An 18,329-nucleotide genomic window follows, 5' to 3' on the forward strand; every position below is an offset into this window, starting at 1 on the left:
CGAAATACTGATCACATTATAACCAAAAAGAAAAGCCCTGTATGTTGTTAAAACAACATATCGGACTTTTCCTGTTATATTTTTTACATATTTTTAATTTATTATTCCGGTTTTACTGCTGTGATAGCCTCAGCATAACGCTGTACTTTTGCTTTATACTCATCACTTCTTGCAGCAGCACCTGCATTTTTCTCATTATTCTGAATATCATCCGCATGAATGAACTGACCGCTTAAAGTATCATGTGCATACTCAATCTGTGATTCATCAAAGGTAAAGCGAACCTTGCCATCCTCTGTCACTAATTTACCGCGGATACCACGCGGAATGATCTGATGCAGAATATTTCCCGGACAAATGATGATGCAGCTACGATACAGACTATGGTTGCTGCAGGTATGGGAATCGGGATTTTGACGGAACTGGAAGTAGAAAAGGCACCTATGCCGTTAAATCTTTCTTATATACCATTGGAAACGGATGGTATCCAGGAGATTTTATATGTGATTTATTCAAGGAAAAATGAAAATCCACTGATTCCATTGTTTTTAGAAGAAATGAAAAAATAGGGATTCCGGAATAAAAATTATTTATTGTATATAGAATAGTAGCGAAAATTCCTAATTAAAAGAGATACATAAAAATGAGTTCCACTTATCTGTACATTCTATACAGAAAGCAGAACTCATTTTTTATTATCTACGGTAAGGAATTTTTTTGCCAGTTATTACTTTTATGCAATAGCAGCTAAGAAAGCCTTTAACCTTGTCACATTTAGATTCTTTTCAGCAGAATCCTATCTTGCTTTTGTTTCAATTTCAGTTGTCAGTTTTGCAACAAACTCGTCTAATGGAAGAACAGTTGTCTCTTTCTGACCATGGAGACGGTATGCAACAGTTCCGTCCTCTTTCTCTTTCATACCAATAACAAGAAGATAAGGAACTTTCTGAACCTGTCCTTCTCTCATACGGTAACCAAGTTTCTCAGCTCTGTCGTCTAACTCAACACGGACATCTGCTGCATCCAGTGCATCGTAAATCTTCTGGGCATAAGCATTCAATTCCGGATCATCTGTTTTAACCGGCATAATACGTGCCTGAACCGGTGCTAACCATGTTGGCAGATTTCCTTTTGTCTCTTCAAGGATATAAGCCATGAAACGATCCAGAGAACCAAGAATTGCACGATGAAGTACAACCGGTGTCTTTTTCTCACCGTCACGGTCTACATAAGTTAATTCAAATTTAGCCGGCAGACAGAAGTCCAGCTGACAAGTAGAAAGTGTATACTCATTACCTACTGCTGGTTTTACATTTACATCAAGTTTCGGTCCGTAGAAAGCAGCTTCGCCGATTTCCTCAGTATATTCGATTCCGAGAGAATCCATAACTTCGCGAAGTGCATTTTCTGCTTTGTTCCACATCTCATCATCATCATGATATTTCTCTTTGTCTTCCGGATCACGCAGAGACAGCACGCATCTGTAATCTGTGATACCGAAATCTTTGTAAGTAGAGAAAATTAAATCTACGACTTTGGAGAATTCATCTTTGATCTGCTCCGGAGTTACAAACAGATGTGCATCATTCTGGCAGAAATGACGTCCACGCTCAATACCTTTTAACGTACCACTTGCTTCAAAACGGAAGTCATGTGCAATCTCACCGATACGGATCGGAAGATCTTTGTAAGAATGAATCCTGTTTGCATAAATCATCATGTGATGCGGGCAGTTCATCGGTCTTAAAACGAAAGACTCACCCTCAACTTCCATAGCCGGGAACATGTTGTCTTTGTAGTGATCCCAGTGTCCGGATGTCTTATACAGATCTACGGTACCAACACATGGTGTCATGACATGCAGATAACCAAGTTTACGCTCTTTGTTTTTGATATAGTTTTCCAACTCCTGCCAGATTACATATCCTTTTGGAAGGAACATCGGGAGCCCACGTCCAACCAGATCGTCTACCATGAACAGTCCCATGTCTTTACCGATTTTTCTGTGGTCACGTTCTTTTGCTTCCTCTAATAACTGCAGGTGAGCTTCCAGTTCTTCAGCGGTTGGGAAACATACACCGTAGATACGCTGCAGCATTTTGTTCTTGCTGTCCCCTTTCCAGTATGCACCGGAATGTCTGATCAGTTTAAAGTGACGGCATAATTTTACATTGTCTACGTGAGGTCCACGACAAAGATCAGTAAAATCACCCTGTGTATAACAGGAAATATTGCCATCCTCCAGATTGGAGATCAGATCCAGTTTATAGCTGTCATCTTTGAACATTTCCAGAGCTTCCTCTTTGGTAATTTCATGACGGATAATCTTTTTACCGGATTTTGCAACTTTTTTCATTTCTTTTTCAATGGCTGAGATATCCTCATCACGGATAACGTCGTCGCCGAGATCAATGTCATAGTAGAATCCTTCTGCAACAACTGGTCCAACCCAGAATTTTGCCTGTGGATACAGGTGTTTGACTGCCTGAGCCATCAGATGGGCACAGGAATGATTGAGCATGTTTAATTGTTCATCTTCTTTAAAATTAACCATTGTTTTTCCTTTCCAGAACCTTGTTTATTAATCTGCTACTATAAACTAAAAAAGCACCTTTAAGAATACCTGCTGCCAGATATACTTAAGGGTGCATATGATACACGGTTCCACCTTAATGTTTTACTTGATTTAGCCTGTAACGCGGCCATACGGTAACGCTTAAATAAATCCGGTACAATCTGCAACGGATATGATTTTTCACGCACAGCTCAAGACTGGTCTTCCTGCATGATTCGCATAAGCAGCTTTCACCAATGCTACTCTCTCTGGAATGTTTCTGCATACAGTACTTGTTCTTTCATCGCTTTTTTCAATATCGGATAAAATTATAGCACAGTCATAAATAATGCACAAGAGGAAAGATTCATAATTCGGGTGGATTTTTGAAAAATCACAATGAAATTCTGCAGTCTATCAGGATTCTGTTTGTGGAGTTCCTTCTTCCTCTGTGTTTACCGGCTTTTCCCGCAGCTGTACAGCTCTTGCAGCCATTCGGCGGCGGCTGTCTGCCTGTGCAGCATAATGTTTCTTTGTCGTATTGACATCCTTGTGTCCCAATACGTCAGCTACCAGATAAATATCACCTGTTTCCTGATACAATGTTGTGCCATAGGTACTGCGCAGTTTATGCGGTGTGATGTTTTTGACTGTAGTTACTAGTCGGGAATATTTTTTCACAAGATTTTCCACACTCCGCACATTGATCCGGCGGTTTTGCATGGAAAGAAACACTGCTTCCGTACTGCCTTCCTGTGGTTCCATTTCCAGCCGTTCATCCAGATAGGCATCCAGTGCTTCCGCTACTTCATCTCCAAAATAAACCATGACTTCGGAACCACCTTTCCGGTGCACTTTAATGCCGTTGTTTTTCGGATCGATATCATTCAGATCCAGACCGACACATTCAGATACACGGATACCGGTACCAAGTAAAAGCGTAAGAATGGCCATATCCCGTTTTTTTGTCTTGTTATGGTAGATTTTCTGGCGTTCTGTCAGTTTTTCACCGGATTCTGCTTCATCTAATAAAATGGCAATCTCATCCACATCCAGTCGAACGATATTTTTTTCATGCTGCTTTGGCATCTGTACAAGTGCAGCAGGATTTTTTTCAATGATTTCCTTGCGGAAAAAATAATTATAGAAACTGCGCAGACAAGCGAGTTTTCGCATCTGACCACGCTCATCATTGGTATATTCTTTCCCGTTATGCGTATAAAATTTCAGATACTGCAGATATTCTTCAATATCCATCGGTGTGATCTGTTCCAGAATATCAATGGGAAAATCCGTGATTTCGATTTTCGATAGTGTGGAATTATTCTCATGCAGATAATGAAAAAATACACCAAGATCATAAGCATAGGCGATTCTTGTCCGGGACGATGTTGACGGCTCAATACCAATAAAATATTCTCTGCAAAACTGTGGCAATTCAGCTACAAGTGCGCGCAGTTTCTGTTCGTTTTCAATATTGATTTGCTCACTGTATTTTCGTTCTTTCATATCAAATCATTCTTTCTAAAAAATTGTGTTCGGATACTGCTTTTTCGTTTATCAGCAAAAAAATGTTACTCATTTTGATCTTCCCAGTCCGGAATATGTCCATTGATCAGTGCGGTAAACAGGCGTGTCTTTGTTCCCGGATTTTCATGGTTGATAGTTCGGATAAGCTGTTTGATATATTCGCGTTTTGTGGCACCATCCGCTGGACATGGATTTTTCACTACCGGAAGATGGTATTTATTTTTAAAACCGATCACATCTGCTTCTTCAACATACAGAAACGGACGGATGATTGTCAGATCCATGCGGTCTAAATATGTTTTTGGTGGGAAACAGTAAAAATGTCCCTCATAGATCATGGACATCATCATTGTCTCAATAAAATCATCTTTGTGGTGGGCGTAAGCTACTTTGTTACACCCCAGTTCTTTGACAGCATTATATAAAGCACCTTTCCGCATTTTTGCACAGAGAGAACATGGATTTTTCTCTTTTCGTTCTTCAAAAACAATCTGACGAATCTGCGTTTTTATAATATGATGGGAAATTCCAAGTTCCTTACACAGTTTTGTTACAGGAGTCAGATCAAAACCTTCCATGCCAAGATCTACACTGACGGCTGTCAGTGAGAACTTCTTTGGGTAAAAACGCTGCAGGCCATGCAAGGCATAGAGTAATGCGAGAGAATCTTTTCCTCCGGACACACCGATGGCGATATGATCTCCTTCGTCAATTAAGTGATAAGTATCGACTGCTTTTCTGGTAAGGCTTAGCAGCTGCTGCAATTTCATAATATCAGTTCCTCGTTTCAGTGTTGATTTTTTATTAAAATGATAACATATTTTGCTAATATGATAGCATATTCTGGCATTTTGGTAAATGACTACATATCAGTTCTTCTGACTTTATGTGATTCAATTATTACTAATTCTACACCAATGATCCAACGTTAAGATATCCCTGTATTTTGGCAATTTCCAAAGATTTTACATCATCAAATAGATCAACATATAAATCCATTGTTGTTGTATTTCTTGAATTGTAATATGTCCTAAAGTTGGTAAAATATGATGTATTGCAAAGCTTTTATAGCTGCTAAATGTATTCTCTTTGATACTTAACCTTTTATAGATTCCAACCAGTAAAAAACCAAACCTTAAATGTAGGATTTTCCGAATAAACTACATTCCCATGTGCAATTCATACTGAGTATCGGCTACCCATTTCCGACACTCTTGAAGTTTATGGAAATACTTCTGTATTCGTTTTCCTGTTCGTGGATCTGTAACTCGTCCTGTGTATAAACCATCCTTTCTTTGTGAAATCCCGATTCCCAATTCTTTCCCTTTTTGACTTTTTCCCATTTTGCTCCTTTCATAATACGCTGTCTGGAACTGTTCCCCATACTTTTGATTGGAAACAATGTTTCCATACAAATAGCAATCACAGTTTATACAGAGTTTTTCTCCCACGGCATTGAATTTTTCGCCAGAATCCAGATCCCGATAGCAGACAACCATAAACTTCTCTGATTGCGACAATATGGACAACGGATGCGTTTTCTTTTTAATTTGATGTCTCATTCGTTATTTTTTGCATCCTCTTTTCCAACAGGAAAATTCAATTGTTCCCTCTTTTATTCGAACATCAAAATTAAGATCTGTGAAATTTGAACGCTGAACTTCCGGCTTTTGTTACAACAAAGTTTATAAAATATTACGTCTGATAATTACCAAAGAATATAAATTAATTGCAATGTAATCAGTGATTTTTACAAAAAAAGTGACAGAAGCCTTTAGACTTCTGCCACTTTTACAATTTCCCTTAAAATCAAATTATATTATAACTTTTTCATTGTATATTCTGCTAAAGCAACACTTGCAATCAAGGCAATTACCCAACACACAAGAGTAATTATATCCGTCAAAAGATTTATAGGCAGAAAATGATTAATTAATTTATTTATGACAAAAACAAAAATAACAAAATAAACAATTGTCAAAAAAATCTGAAAAAGTTTGCGCATTATTCACTTACCAATAAATAATTATCAATATCTGCTGCGGAATCATTGTCTAATAAATCATAACTATCCAGGAAATAATTCAATGTTTCGAAGGTGTAATCCTCAGTTGCATACTCTTCTACTATCTTAAATTTGAAAGTAAGCTCATCCCCAACTTTAATACGCTCACGTAAGTCCCCCGCAAACGGCCACTCGCAGCTTCCCTCTGAAGTATTTCCAAACTGCAATGTAGTTACATCTTTATCAGAATCATATGCGACTTCATAAACAACATCCTTTACAACAACATCATCTCCAATATTATAGTGTTTCAACTGATTAACACTACACTTCAATTCTTCATCCCAAAATTCATCAAACAAATCCTGTGCTGTTAATGTCGACGATGTTCTTGTCGTTTTTTTCAACTCAGATGCCCCGAAATTATCAGATGGAATCACATAACTCTTTTGGTTTTTAGGATTATACACCATATCTCCAATCATATCAGATCCTGTACCACTTGCCCTGGTTCTAAAATCATATCTATAGATCCAACAATCCCACTTGTTACTTCCTGAATATACGTAATATGTATTATATGTATCCGTTGGTAGATTGCTACTTGTATATATATGCTGATTGTGGGTTACCTGTCCTCCAACTTCTTCTTCTCCACTACTATCTTCAATAAAAATAGTTATCTTGGATAACCATCCTGTCATATCTGTTTGGGCAAAAACATCTAATTTATTATTAGAATAATCAATTTTTGTTGTAAATTTCATACGCCTCACATCATCTTTGCCGTTTCCAAATTTTACATCTCCAGAACTACTTGCAACCCAATTTCCTCCCTCATCAATAATAGTAGGAATTCTTGTAAATGACTCATTGCTAACTTTTACCAATACCCATTTTATTACTTTGAAAGCTGCCTTCCATGGAAATTTTACTCTTGCAGAATTCACATTTGTTTCTGTATCAGTATTATACGCATACTCTGTAGCAGAAGTAAACTGATCACTCTTGCAATTTACATTTGCTGCAAAACCCGATGTTGTTAATGAGACTGTACTTGCCAAAACCATAATCAATGCAACCAATCTTTTTTTCATAAATTTCTTCTCCTTTGCTAGTAATAATTATTTTTCCCGTATGCATCTTTAAATCATAATTTCCAAAATATTACTTTCTTCTACATACCGAGACTCACCCCATACTTGTTTCTATTTACCAATGTTTTTCATAACATCCTATCTAGTGCAACGGAATCCCCCTTTCCCCATTCTAACTCGCACACTCATTTTCTATGTACTTAATATTATCATTCTTTATATTATTTTGCAAGTATATTTTTGTCACAATAATACTTTTTCACAATAACTATATTTACAATAATTATTTTAAAATAATAAATTGACAAAATTATTTTTGAGGTATACTATTATATATATAGATTGGAGTGCCATTATAAATTCTATAAAATAACTGCCTCGATCTTGTTTATGACTTAATTTACTGTTTTATCGTATATATTAAATATTAAAAGAATGGAGGCATCCATGAGCCGAAACTATTTTCTGACAGGAATAACAGAATTGTTAATTTTGACCATCTTAAAACATCAAGATAGTTACGCATATGAAATCACTAAAATAATTCAACAAGAATCCCTAGAGTTAATATCGATTTCTCATGCAACAATTTATACTGCAATCTATAAACTGGAAAAAGAAAATTATATTTCTGAATACAGTAGAACGGTTGGGAAAAAAAGAGTACGAGTATATTACCACCTAGAACAATGTGGTTTGGAATATTTGGAGCAGCTATCCCAAAATTATAATCAAATAAGCAAAGGGGTATCCCTAATTTTAGAATCATTGAATCAATAGTATTTTCTGGAGGTTAATAATGGATACTATTTGTCGAGAATATATCAAGCAAACTCAAATGTTATTTCCCATAATAAGGAAAAAAGAAAGAATTTATTTAAAGTCTTTATATAATGATTTGATAGAGTACTGTGACATTAATAAAATATCTAACCTACAAGAATTATTTCATGAATACGGTCCTCCTGCTCAGATTGTTCAGGAATATTTATCATCCTTAAATGAAGCTGATTTAAAAAATTGCTTAAAAAGAAAACATATAAAAAAAATTTTATTTATATGTTGTGTTACTGTTCCAGCAATACTTATAATCACATTTTCTGTAAGGCTTTATTTATGGAATAATCTTCAAAAACAAGTTTATTCAAACATTGAAATGAACACTGATCCAAATACCATATATTCTATAGGAGATGAACTTAATGGAAATCAGACAAAATAATTACAAAATTTGCACAAAGTATCTTAACCAAGTAAAATCTTTTTTTCCTGTCATAACTAAAAATGAAAAAAAGTTTCTAAACAACTACCCAATTTTTGATGCTTGTCCAGAAGATCAATCAATTACATTAGAATACCTGCATGAAGAATTCGGAAAGCCCGAGGAAATATTCTCTGCCTACTTATCAACCGTTCATACAGATGAATTAGTACGTCAAATAAAAAGAACAAAACGTTTTAAAATAGCCACAGTATTGATATTATTAATCACTGCTGCTACTTTAATAGGCGCTTGCATAAACATACATAACAACTATAATGCATATCAAGAAACTGTAGATGATATCAATGGATACTGGATTGATGAAATTCACTAAACCAAGGAGGAACATTCATTATGCGAAAAAAAATTATTGCTTTATTTTCATTTTTTATCCTAATTTTTTCAATTTCTTTTTCTGCTTATGCAGCTACACCTACTCAACAAATAGAATACTTATCAGACGGAAGCTATATTGTTACTGAAATCGTATCTGAACCTTCAGATTATTCATTGTTTTCTACAACACAAACCAAAAGCAAAACAAGTACTTATTATAACGCAGCTAACGAAAAAATTTGGGCTGTAACTGTAACAGGTACTTTTTCATATGGCAACGGAACATCTACTTGTCTCTCTGCTTCTTGCAGCACCTCTTTATATAGTAATTCTTGGTCCGTTGGCAATAAAAAAGCTAGTAAATCTGGTAACACTGCTAAAGCAAGTGCTACTGGTGTCCGTTATACTAACGGACACGCTGTTCAATCTATTACAAGAACAGTTACCTTAACATGTTCGGCTACCGGAAATTTTTCTTAGTAAAATAATTGTATTTTTCCCATAAGAAACATAAAAAAGAAGTTCACTCCAGAAGGGAGTTGGCTTCTTTTTTTAATATACATTTTTCACTTCAATGCTATAAAATAAAAATAGACATCTGCAATCCACTAGCTTTTAACATTAGGTTAAGGTAGTCAAAGATAATAAATTATTATATACTTGGGATATAGGAAAATGAAAATCAAAAACGAACAATTTTATTATATATTGTCTGCATATATAGAAAGAAATTACTGGGATTAAAACAGAAATCAGATGATACGAAGCGCTATTTTTTTGATATATGTCAAAAGACACAATAGATTTATTGATATATGGAAAAGGATCTGAGATGTGAATGCTTTATGAGCAGATAGATATTTTATCTGTAATGTATGAAATGTAACGGTAGAAATATTAAGAATACAATGTAAATCGAGGTCAAGAAAGAAGGTGATGTTAAATATTAAATACGTATATTGATCAACTATTTATGGTTTTGAAATGTCCGAATTGTCATGTTATACATAGCAGAGATGCGAATGAAAACACATATTTTTTCATAAAGAACTGTACTGTAATATGAGACTTTTTCTACACCAAACACTACACCAATTTTTGTTACTACACCAATTTTCGTTACCAGACGTGACTATACGTGACCATATGTGAAATACACAAAAACGCTTTTAATCCAGTATTTACGCTATATTCCAGCAGTTTAGGCATTTTCAGAACTTCCTATAATTTTATATTTAACATATTTTGCTACTTTGGTAAACAGTTTCGAACATCTGTTTTGAATTTAATTCCGAGAAATATGTGTTTGAACGAAATGGACAATGATACGGCAGTACAGGTACATTTCGCTGTTTCGAGTTTATGAAGAAAGGATTTTGACCGTATGAAATTTGTAATTCAGCGTGTACAGCACGCTTCCGTGACAGTAGACAACGAAGTAATTGGAAAAATCGGGAAAGGATTTTTAGTTCTGATTGGTGTTTCCGAGGAAGATAACACCGAGATTGCAGATAAGATGATTAAAAAACTGATTGGTATGCGTATTTTTGAGGATGAAAATGGAAAAACCAATCTGGCACTTAAAGATGTAGATGGGGAACTGCTGCTGATTTCTCAGTTTACCTTATATGCAGACTGCAAAAAAGGAAATCGTCCATCCTTTATTAAAGCAGGAAATCCGGAGCTTGCAAACAGCTTATATGAATATATCATTGCGGCATGCAAAAAAGAACTTCCGGTTGTAGAGACAGGAAGCTTTGGTGCAGATATGAAAGTAGAACTGATAAATGATGGACCGTTTACCATTGTGCTGGATTCTGATGAACTCATAAAATAATAAGTGCTGGCAAGCTAGGAAGAATTTCATCATTGACGAGAAAAAATTAATATGGGTTTTATTCATAGGATGATTGTACTTAACAGACCGGGGCATTTTATTGCCCAGGTCTGTTTTCATCTTCACTCTGTTTTCCTATTTTTTCTTTTAATCTGTCATATACCAGTTGGCGGAACAACGTATAACATACCGATGCAAGTGGAATAAACAGAAACATTCCAACGATTCCCATGAGTTTGCCTCCGGCGATCACAGCCAACAGTACCCAGATGGATGGCAATCCGACAGAGTTTCCTACCACATGTGGATAGATGAGATTTCCTTCAATTTGCTGTAATACAAAAAATATAATCAGAAATACGACGGCCTGCTGCGGGTTTACAATAAAAATAAGAAAAACGCCAAAAATGCATCCTACAAAAGCACCAAAGATCGGTATCAATGCCGTACAGGCAATCACGACACTGATCAGCAATGCATAAGGCAGGCGGAAAATTGTTAATGTCAGCAAAAAGAGACCGCCCAGAATCAATGCTTCCAGACATTGTCCGGTAAAAAAGCGTGTAAAACTTCTGGAAATCATGGCACAAATACCAAAGAGCTTCTCTGCTCTTTCTTCTGAGCAAAATGCGAAAATTACTTTTTTGACCTGCATTTGCAGTTTCTCTTTTTGGAATAACAGATAGCAGGCAAAGGCAAAGGCCAGAAATCCAGTCACAATTCCCTGAAATACAGAACCGATGGCAGAAATGGTGGAACCGGTAATTGTTTTCGCACTGTCTTTCAAAAAATCAGAGACTGTCTGCAGAATCTGCTGTGTATCAAATGTTTGCATTCCCATCAGGTGTTTAACCAAAGGAACCTTTTTATTCAGATGCTCCATACTGGATTGAAATTGTGGTACAAAATCTGTGATATTTTCATTCAACATGGAAAAACTGTTCGTCAATTGCGGAATCATAAAAAACAGAATCAGCCAGATGATCGTAATAACGATGAGCAATGTTAATAAAAAGCTGGCAATGCGAGTCGATACTCGATAGCTGTCCGATTTATTACGAAATAGCCTTTTTTCAATAAAACGCATAGGAATATTCAGTATAAATGCCATAATGCAGCCAACGAGGAATGGCAGCAAAATTTCCCAGACAGTACGCAACAAATTCCATTCGGTGTTAGTTTTCCCAAGGATCATGATAAGCAAAACTGCAATGATAAGCAGTAAATATTTATGCTTTTGTATATAATCCTGAAATTTCATTTTAGTCCTCAATTCTTTCTATTTTAATTTTTTCTATTTTTTATCCATTTACATAACTGGATGATCGGCAAACTCAAAAATGCGTAGAGATATACAATTCCAAGTTGTGCCAACGTCAGAGTCTGCACTTTAAACAGATTTTGTAATCCCGGAAGTGTGAGAACCCCGGTGATTAATACAGCTCCCAGTGCAAATGCACCGATTAACCATTTGTTATTTTTCATTTTTTTAGTGAACAGAACCGGTCTTTCTGATTTGCAATTAAATCCATGAAATAATCGCGCCAGACAAAGGGTTCCAAAAGCGCAGGTGCTTGCAAGAAGAGCATTTCCCTGCTGTAATCCCGTGAGAAAAGAACAAACGGTTGCCGTTCCGATTACCAATCCCTCCAACCCAATTTTTTTCATAAAAGAGGCCGTTAAAATAGAACTGGTGGCAGCTCGCGGGTGTTCTTTCATCACATCAGCTGTGTGCGGTTCAAGTCCAAGGGCAATCGCAGGCAGACTGTCTGTCAATAAATTAATAAATAGCAAATGTACCGGTGCAAAAGGAACAGGAAGTCCTGCAAGGGATGCCGTTAAAACAGTTAAAATGGCCCCTAGATTTCCTGATAACAGAAATTCAATGGCATGCAAAATGTTGCGATACAGATTTCTTCCGTTTTTCACTGCTGATACAATAGTAGAAAAATTATCATCTGTTAAAACCATGTCAGAAGCATCTTTAGCAACTTCTGTTCCGGTATTTCCCATAGCAACGCCAATATCAGCCTGTTTCAATGCCGGGGCATCATTTACACCGTCTCCTGTCATAGCTACTATATTTCCGCGTGCCTGCCATGCGCGGACGATGCGGATTTTGTGTTCCGGTGAAACCCTGGCATAAACAGATATTTCAGGAACCAGTTCCTGCAATTCCTGATCGGACATCGCATCAAGTACCGCACCTTCACATGCTTTTGTATCCGGTGTCAGAATTCCAATTCGTCTGGCAATGGCAGATGCTGTCACAATGTGGTCTCCGGTAATCATGACCGGTCGGATGCCTGCACGGATGCAGGTTGCTACTGCTTCTTCTGATTCCGGACGTGGCGGATCCATCATAGAGATCAGACCAAGAAATGTCAGATGAGATTCATGGTCAAAGGTTAGTTTGTCAATAACAGAAAGTTCTCTGTAGGCAAACGCAAGTACGCGCAGTCCTTGTTCAGAATATTGCTGATTTTGTATCTGAATCCGTTTTTTCTCGTCACTGTTCATAGGAATTGTGCCATTTGTTGTCCAGATTGCATCTGTTCGCTGTAATAGTACATCAACCGCACCTTTCACAATTAAAATCTGCTTTTCGGAAAAATCAGAACTATGATCATCTTTAGAACATGTATGCAGTGTTGACATCATTTTACGATCACTGTCAAAAGGAAGTTCGTCGATTCTTGGATATTTTGCCTGTATTTCAGAAATAGCAATGTGCATCTGTGGCTCCATCTGCAATAAGGCGACTTCCGTCGGATCGCCGATTTCTTTATTTTCCTGTTCAATTCTTGCATCATTACATAACACACTGGCAAAATACAGTAATTTATTAGAAGTATCAGAAGGTGTTGTCTCATCTGCAGGAACAGACTGTCCATTTACATAATAGTCTTCCACTGTCATTTTATTTTGAGTCAGAGTTCCGGTTTTATCTGAACAGATGACGGAGATGCTTCCGAGTCCTTCTACTGCCTGAAGTTTTCGAATAATGGCATGTTCTTTTGCCATTTTTTGTGTACCAAATGATAAAACGATCGTAACAATGGAACTTAATGCTTCCGGAATAGCGGCAACCGCCAAAGCGACAGCAAATAAAAAGGCATTTCCAATCGATTCACCGCGAAAAACACTGATTCCAAACAAGATTCCACAAAAGACTAAAATAGCCATGGAAAGTTTTTTGCCGAAAGAATCAAGTGATATTTGCAACGGAGTTCGTTTCGCAGAGGTATTGTGTAAAAGATTCGCGATCTTGCCGACTTCTGTATGCATGCCGATGTCAGTAATAATAATTTTTCCGCGCCCATTGGTAATGAAACTACCGGAAAATACCATGTTTCTGCGATCACCAAGCGCTACCTGGTCTGGAATAGCATCGGTGATTTTATCAACACTGAGACTCTCACCAGTCAGGGCACTTTCATCAATTTTTAAACCGGCACACTCCATAATCCGGCCATCAGCAGGAACGATATCACCGGCTTCCAAAAGGACGATATCGCCTGGAATCAGGTCTCTGGCAGGAAGCTGCACAACACTTCCGTCACGAAATACGGATGCTTTTGGTGCGGATAAGTTTTTTAAACTGTTTAAAGAACGTTCTGCCTGTCGGGTTTGTACTGTTCCAAGAATGGCATTTAGAGTGATAACGACCAGAATAACGACAGCACTTTCTGCGTCACCAAGCAGTCCGGATATGATTGCCGCAATAATGAGAATGATTACAAGAAAATCCTGAAATTGTTCCAGAAAAAGTTTCCATAAAGGTTTCGATTTCGCAGCGGTCAGTTCGTTCCAGCCTGATGTGCGGCGGCGTTCCTCTGCCTGTGTGGATGTCAGTCCGTCTATGGGGCTGTCAAAGTGTTTCATAACCTGCGTTGCGGTCAGTTGATACATTTCTTTCATGTTAATCCTCCTTGTATCTGTCTGCATCATGTTATCTGCAATTTGCTTGTTGATTATGCAAACTCAGGAATCTTTGAATGAAAAAAGAGACCCTTATTGCACAATCAATGTACAATAAAAGTCTCACCGTTTGCTTACGACACCGGATGTTTCACATCGTACTGACGACACCGTAAACGTGGAATCACGTAGGTTACTCCCTCTTATTGACTCTACTATATATGATAAGGAGGGAATGTGTCAAGGAAAAAATTATTTCTACGACCGTATTTCTATGATGTTGGGGGCAAAAGATGCCGTACGAATTATTCTTTAATCAGACTAAATCATCAGTTCCACATTTTGTTCGATTTCAACACTGGTGTCAAGAAGATCATCTTTGTAACGAGCATATTCTTCAGGCTCTATACGCCAGGCCAGTCCGCAGCCGGCGGATAGTTCCCTTGGAACGGGGATCAGACGACCGGAGATGCCATGCTCTTTACAATACAGTTCCATAGCCATAGCTGCTGAGGTTGTATGAAATGTTAAAATTTGATAAGGTTTTTTCTTTCGCATGACGATAATTCTCCATTTTTCTGATAAGTTATGATATATAGCCACAGCCTGATAAAAGGAGGACTGATCTTCTGTTATTATGCCCGAAATGTAATTTTAAGTCAAACGCATGTGAGACTTGGTGCGTGATTCTGGTCAGCGAAAGCTGACATATTCTTCTCAGAATCACTGCACTCTACACAAGCAATCGAACATTCTGTTCGATTGCTTGCATGACATCGTATTATAACTCAGAAATCGTTCCTACATAAGGAATCATCAGATAAGCGCCACTTTCAATCGTATCGCTGGTCAGATGATTCATCTCTTTCACCTCATCAATATACTCCTGACGATCAAAAGAGCAGTTTCCCATATATTGATCTGCAAGTGTCCATAAAGTATCACCCTCTTCTACCTGAATTGTTTTATAGTAAACATTCTCTTCATGTACGGAAGAAGCTTTTACCTGTTTTCCTTTCAGACAGCTTGTGCTCACCAATACCGTGGCCAGAATAGTAAGAAACATAAAAGCGATTCCAAAAATCTGCCGTTTCAGTGCCTGTTTCTTTTTAGCTGCACGGATACGTGCTTTTTTCTGGTTCTGTGTTCTGGCCTGCGCTTTCTGATACGGATTTGTATTGTAAATTACGGAATATGTACTCATGTGTGTGTCCTCCCATACATTCTCTGCTTTACACAGTACTAGCTAAATGTCCGAAACCATGTTCGGAACACCTGTTCGATAATTGTATTATACAAAACGTGTGTTCGGATGTCAAGCAAAAACACGAACAGATTTTCGGAACAAGTTTTCGAATATGTTTGAAATCATTAGTTTGTTATGCTATAATTTAATCATGAAACAGGTAATGAATATTAAGGAGAGTTAAATATATTATGTCATATGGAAAGATCAGCGATAAACAAAGAGAAATTTTAGAATATATCAAAGCAGAGATTTTAAATAAAGGATATCCACCTGCAGTGCGTGAAATCTGCGAAGCTGTCAAACTAAAATCTACCTCTTCTGTTCATGCACATTTAGAGACACTGGAGAAAAACGGTTATATTCGCCGTGATCCTACCAAACCACGTGCTATTGAAATTGTGGATGAGAACTTTAATCTGACCAGACGAGAAATGGTTAATGTACCGATTGTCGGCAGAGTTGCAGCCGGAGAACCGATCCTTGCGGTAGAAAACATTGAAAATTATTTTCCGATTCCGGCTGAATTTATGCCAAATGAACAAACATTTATTTTACAGGTTCAGGGAGAAAGTATGGTCAATGCCGGTATTTTGGACGGGGATTATATTCTGGTAGAACAGCAGACAACAGCAAACGACGGGGATATGGTAGTCGCACTTGTAGATGATTCTGCTACGGTTAAAACCTTTTATAAAGAAAATGGTTATTATCGTCTGCAGCCGGAAAATGATTTTATGGAACCGATTATCGTCTCCGATGTGATGATCATGGGAAAAGTGATTGGAACATTCCGATTCTTTAAATAAATGCAATTCTGCATGTAGACAGGGAAAATCCGGAGCAAAATCCAAGACAGGACGATTGAAAATCATCCGTGTCTGTCTGGATTTCCGCTCCGGATTTTTCTTTACTCAGATAAACGAAAAATTACAGTTCTTCCGGTGAAATAACTTTACCATCCTGCCAGATTCTCTCAAGATCATAAAACAAACGATCTTCTTTAGAAAATAAATGAATAATAATATCCTTATAATCCATTAAAATCCAGCTGGAGTTATTATTTCCTTCTTTCTGTGCGCAGTGATATCCTGCTTTGTAAAGTTCCTCTTCTGCTGCGTCCATCATTGCCTGCAGCTGGTTTGTATTTGCAGCACTTGCAATTACAAAATAATCTGCAATGACAGAAATTTCACTGATATCAATTACCTGCACATCTTCTGCTTTTTTGTCAGATAATGCGTGACAGGCGATTTTCGCCATTTCACGGGATACGTCATTCATACTACTCACCCTATTCCTTTCTGGTTGTTCTTCTGGCTTTCAAACCAGTTTTTATAGTAATTATAAGCGGCCAGTGTTGTCGGATCCATTGTCTGTTCCTCGTGCTTTTTCAGATATGCTACGGTATCTTTTAAAATATAATAGACAGTCATATCGAGATCCTGGTCAGCCATCTTACGCAGTTCTTTTAAATGAGGAGCCTTGTCCCGGTTCGGTTCAATGTAATCTGAGATAAAAATAATCTTATCCAGAAGACTCATGTCCGGAACTCCTGTGGTATGGACACGGATGGCATGCAGGATATCAAAATCGGTAATATGATATTCCTGTTCTGCCAGAATTGCACCACATTTTGCATGCAACAGAGACGGATTCTTGTATTCTGCATCGCTGATAGAGGTCTTGTATTCCCTGCAGAGTGTGATTTTTGTGTCATCATCCATATACTTTGCACAGTCATGCAAAAGACCTGCCAGTTCAGCGTCATCTTTGTCATAACCATACCGTTCAGCAAGATGACGTGCGGTTTTGGCTACCCCAAGTGTGTGCTCGTATCTTGCAGGTTTTAATATTGTTTTTAAATTATTTTGTATTTCTTTTACTGTCATGCGAAATCCTCCCGGTAAAGAGCGTGGTCTCTGATATACTGTTCAGCCTGAGGCGGAAGCATGTAACGGATAGTAGTTCCCCGCATAATACGTTCGCGCAGCTCTCTGCTGGACACACTGAAATTCGGCGTGTTCAGGCGATAAAAACCGGAATGATATTTTTCTTTCAGATATACAATCTGCCGGTCAACTTCATCTGCATTGAGATTTCCGCGGACTGCAGCCAGTATATTGGCATATTTGCAGATTTCCTCCGGATGTCTCCAACTGTCAAAATCGAACAGGGAATCCGCACCAAGGATGAAATAAAGTTCGCAGTCCGGATAATCGTTATGAAACCGAGCCAACGTCACGTATGTGTAGTTGACGCCGGTGCTTTCAATTTCACGATAAGAAATTGAAAATTTCGGATTATCAGCAATAGCTGCTTCTACCATATGACAGCGGTGAATGCTCATTTTTTCTCCCATAAAAGCCTTGTGGGGAGTATGCCCGGTAGGGAGAAAAATGACATGATCCAGTTCAAACTGGTCACAGGCATTTTCTGCAATCAAAAGATGCCCATAATGAACGGGATTGAAGGTACCGCCAAATATACCGATTTTCTTTTTGTTCAGAGTCATATACCATACTCCATTTCTGACGGA

At 37.6% G+C, this 18,329-nt stretch carries 21 protein-coding genes; 7 read left to right on the forward strand and 14 right to left on the reverse strand.

Translation table 11 applies throughout. From position 1 onward, the window contains the following. Positions 1-101 precede the first annotated feature (101 nt). The gene (locus tag ACIRUQ_RS05370) at positions 102-302 is read right to left on the reverse strand and encodes a hypothetical protein (RefSeq protein WP_055290123.1); all 201 of its coding nucleotides are present in this window, start codon (positions 300-302) and stop codon (positions 102-104) included. Positions 303-335: 33 nt separating this feature from the next. On the opposite strand from ACIRUQ_RS05370, the gene ACIRUQ_RS05375 reads away from it, so the two are divergent. Beyond that, complete coding sequence (locus ACIRUQ_RS05375) at positions 336-569, forward strand: LysR substrate-binding domain-containing protein (RefSeq protein WP_055290122.1); 234 nt, start codon at positions 336-338, stop codon at positions 567-569. Between the two features lie 227 nt (positions 570-796). Here the strand turns inward: ACIRUQ_RS05375 and thrS are convergent, their stop codons facing one another. From thrS to ACIRUQ_RS05405, 6 genes are all read right to left on the reverse strand, one after another. Then, entirely contained in the window at positions 797-2,554 is a 1,758-nt protein-coding gene (gene thrS, locus ACIRUQ_RS05380; RefSeq protein ID WP_055290121.1) for a threonine--tRNA ligase, read from the reverse strand. 417 nt (positions 2,555-2,971) lie between these two features. Next, positions 2,972-4,063 carry a tyrosine-type recombinase/integrase gene (locus tag ACIRUQ_RS05385; RefSeq protein ID WP_022034988.1) on the reverse strand — a complete coding sequence of 364 codons (1,092 nt, stop codon included), beginning with the start codon at positions 4,061-4,063 and terminating at the stop codon, positions 2,972-2,974. Between the two features lie 65 nt (positions 4,064-4,128). After that, positions 4,129-4,854 (reverse strand): ATP-binding protein, encoded by a 726-nt coding sequence (locus tag ACIRUQ_RS05390; RefSeq protein WP_055290120.1) that lies wholly within the window; start codon positions 4,852-4,854, stop codon positions 4,129-4,131. Positions 4,855-5,049: 195 nt separating this feature from the next. After that, a complete protein-coding gene (locus ACIRUQ_RS05395; protein WP_082432771.1) occupies positions 5,050-5,241 on the reverse strand; it encodes a hypothetical protein in 192 nt (63 codons plus the stop codon). Between the two features lie 38 nt (positions 5,242-5,279). Beyond that, the gene (locus ACIRUQ_RS05400) at positions 5,280-5,495 is read right to left on the reverse strand and encodes a hypothetical protein (protein WP_055290119.1); all 216 of its coding nucleotides are present in this window, start codon (positions 5,493-5,495) and stop codon (positions 5,280-5,282) included. 593 nt (positions 5,496-6,088) lie between these two features. Continuing rightward, positions 6,089-7,186 (reverse strand): hypothetical protein, encoded by a 1,098-nt coding sequence (locus tag ACIRUQ_RS05405; protein WP_055290117.1) that lies wholly within the window; start codon positions 7,184-7,186, stop codon positions 6,089-6,091. Between the two features lie 447 nt (positions 7,187-7,633). Here ACIRUQ_RS05405 and ACIRUQ_RS05410 point away from each other — a divergent pair, with 447 nt between their 5' ends. From ACIRUQ_RS05410 to dtd, 5 genes are all read left to right on the forward strand, one after another. Beyond that, a complete protein-coding gene (locus tag ACIRUQ_RS05410) occupies positions 7,634-7,966 on the forward strand; it encodes a PadR family transcriptional regulator (protein WP_055290116.1) in 333 nt (110 codons plus the stop codon). Positions 7,967-7,985: 19 nt separating this feature from the next. Beyond that, on the forward strand, positions 7,986-8,408 hold the full coding sequence (locus ACIRUQ_RS05415) for a DUF6120 family protein (RefSeq protein ID WP_055290115.1): 423 nt from the start codon (positions 7,986-7,988) through the stop codon (positions 8,406-8,408). After that, complete coding sequence (locus ACIRUQ_RS05420) at positions 8,389-8,784, forward strand: DUF6120 family protein (protein WP_055290114.1); 396 nt, start codon at positions 8,389-8,391, stop codon at positions 8,782-8,784. The genes ACIRUQ_RS05415 and ACIRUQ_RS05420 overlap by 20 nt, the downstream gene beginning before the upstream one ends. A 20-nt stretch (positions 8,785-8,804) precedes the next feature. Beyond that, positions 8,805-9,266 (forward strand): hypothetical protein, encoded by a 462-nt coding sequence (locus ACIRUQ_RS05425; protein WP_055290113.1) that lies wholly within the window; start codon positions 8,805-8,807, stop codon positions 9,264-9,266. 904 nt (positions 9,267-10,170) lie between these two features. Next, positions 10,171-10,623, forward strand: coding sequence for a D-aminoacyl-tRNA deacylase (gene dtd, locus ACIRUQ_RS05430; RefSeq protein ID WP_055290112.1), 453 nt, complete (start codon positions 10,171-10,173; stop codon positions 10,621-10,623). 97 nt (positions 10,624-10,720) lie between these two features. On the opposite strand, the gene ACIRUQ_RS05435 is transcribed toward dtd, so the two are convergent. The 4 genes from ACIRUQ_RS05435 to ACIRUQ_RS05450 form a co-directional block, all read right to left on the reverse strand. Beyond that, positions 10,721-11,884: an AI-2E family transporter gene (locus tag ACIRUQ_RS05435; protein WP_055290111.1), complete on the reverse strand. Its 1,164-nt coding sequence runs from the start codon at positions 11,882-11,884 to the stop codon at positions 10,721-10,723. Between the two features lie 23 nt (positions 11,885-11,907). Continuing rightward, on the reverse strand, positions 11,908-14,544 hold the full coding sequence (locus tag ACIRUQ_RS05440; RefSeq protein ID WP_055290110.1) for a cation-translocating P-type ATPase: 2,637 nt from the start codon (positions 14,542-14,544) through the stop codon (positions 11,908-11,910). 321 nt (positions 14,545-14,865) lie between these two features. Further along, positions 14,866-15,102 (reverse strand): DUF3343 domain-containing protein, encoded by a 237-nt coding sequence (locus ACIRUQ_RS05445; RefSeq protein WP_021738753.1) that lies wholly within the window; start codon positions 15,100-15,102, stop codon positions 14,866-14,868. Positions 15,103-15,325: 223 nt separating this feature from the next. Continuing rightward, positions 15,326-15,748 carry a LysM peptidoglycan-binding domain-containing protein gene (locus tag ACIRUQ_RS05450; RefSeq protein WP_055290109.1) on the reverse strand — a complete coding sequence of 141 codons (423 nt, stop codon included), beginning with the start codon at positions 15,746-15,748 and terminating at the stop codon, positions 15,326-15,328. Between the two features lie 233 nt (positions 15,749-15,981). Here ACIRUQ_RS05450 and lexA point away from each other — a divergent pair, with 233 nt between their 5' ends. Then, positions 15,982-16,599: a transcriptional repressor LexA gene (gene lexA / locus ACIRUQ_RS05455; protein ID WP_021738750.1), complete on the forward strand. Its 618-nt coding sequence runs from the start codon at positions 15,982-15,984 to the stop codon at positions 16,597-16,599. 121 nt (positions 16,600-16,720) lie between these two features. Here lexA and rsfS read toward each other — a convergent pair whose 3' ends face one another. From rsfS to nadD, 3 genes are read right to left on the reverse strand one after another with little or no spacing between them, the layout of a single operon-like run. Further along, positions 16,721-17,074, reverse strand: coding sequence for a ribosome silencing factor (gene rsfS / locus ACIRUQ_RS05460; RefSeq protein ID WP_021738748.1), 354 nt, complete (start codon positions 17,072-17,074; stop codon positions 16,721-16,723). A gap of 5 nt (positions 17,075-17,079) precedes the next feature. After that, complete coding sequence (yqeK, locus tag ACIRUQ_RS05465; protein WP_055290108.1) at positions 17,080-17,682, reverse strand: bis(5'-nucleosyl)-tetraphosphatase (symmetrical) YqeK; 603 nt, start codon at positions 17,680-17,682, stop codon at positions 17,080-17,082. Continuing rightward, entirely contained in the window at positions 17,679-18,305 is a 627-nt protein-coding gene (nadD, locus tag ACIRUQ_RS05470; protein ID WP_021738746.1) for a nicotinate-nucleotide adenylyltransferase, read from the reverse strand. The genes yqeK and nadD overlap by 4 nt, the downstream gene beginning before the upstream one ends. Between the last annotated feature and the right edge of the window lie 24 nt (positions 18,306-18,329).

The sequence above is a fragment of the Eubacterium ramulus genome, assembly GCF_045002895.1.
GTDB lineage: Bacteria > Bacillota > Clostridia > Lachnospirales > Lachnospiraceae > Eubacterium_I > Eubacterium_I ramulus.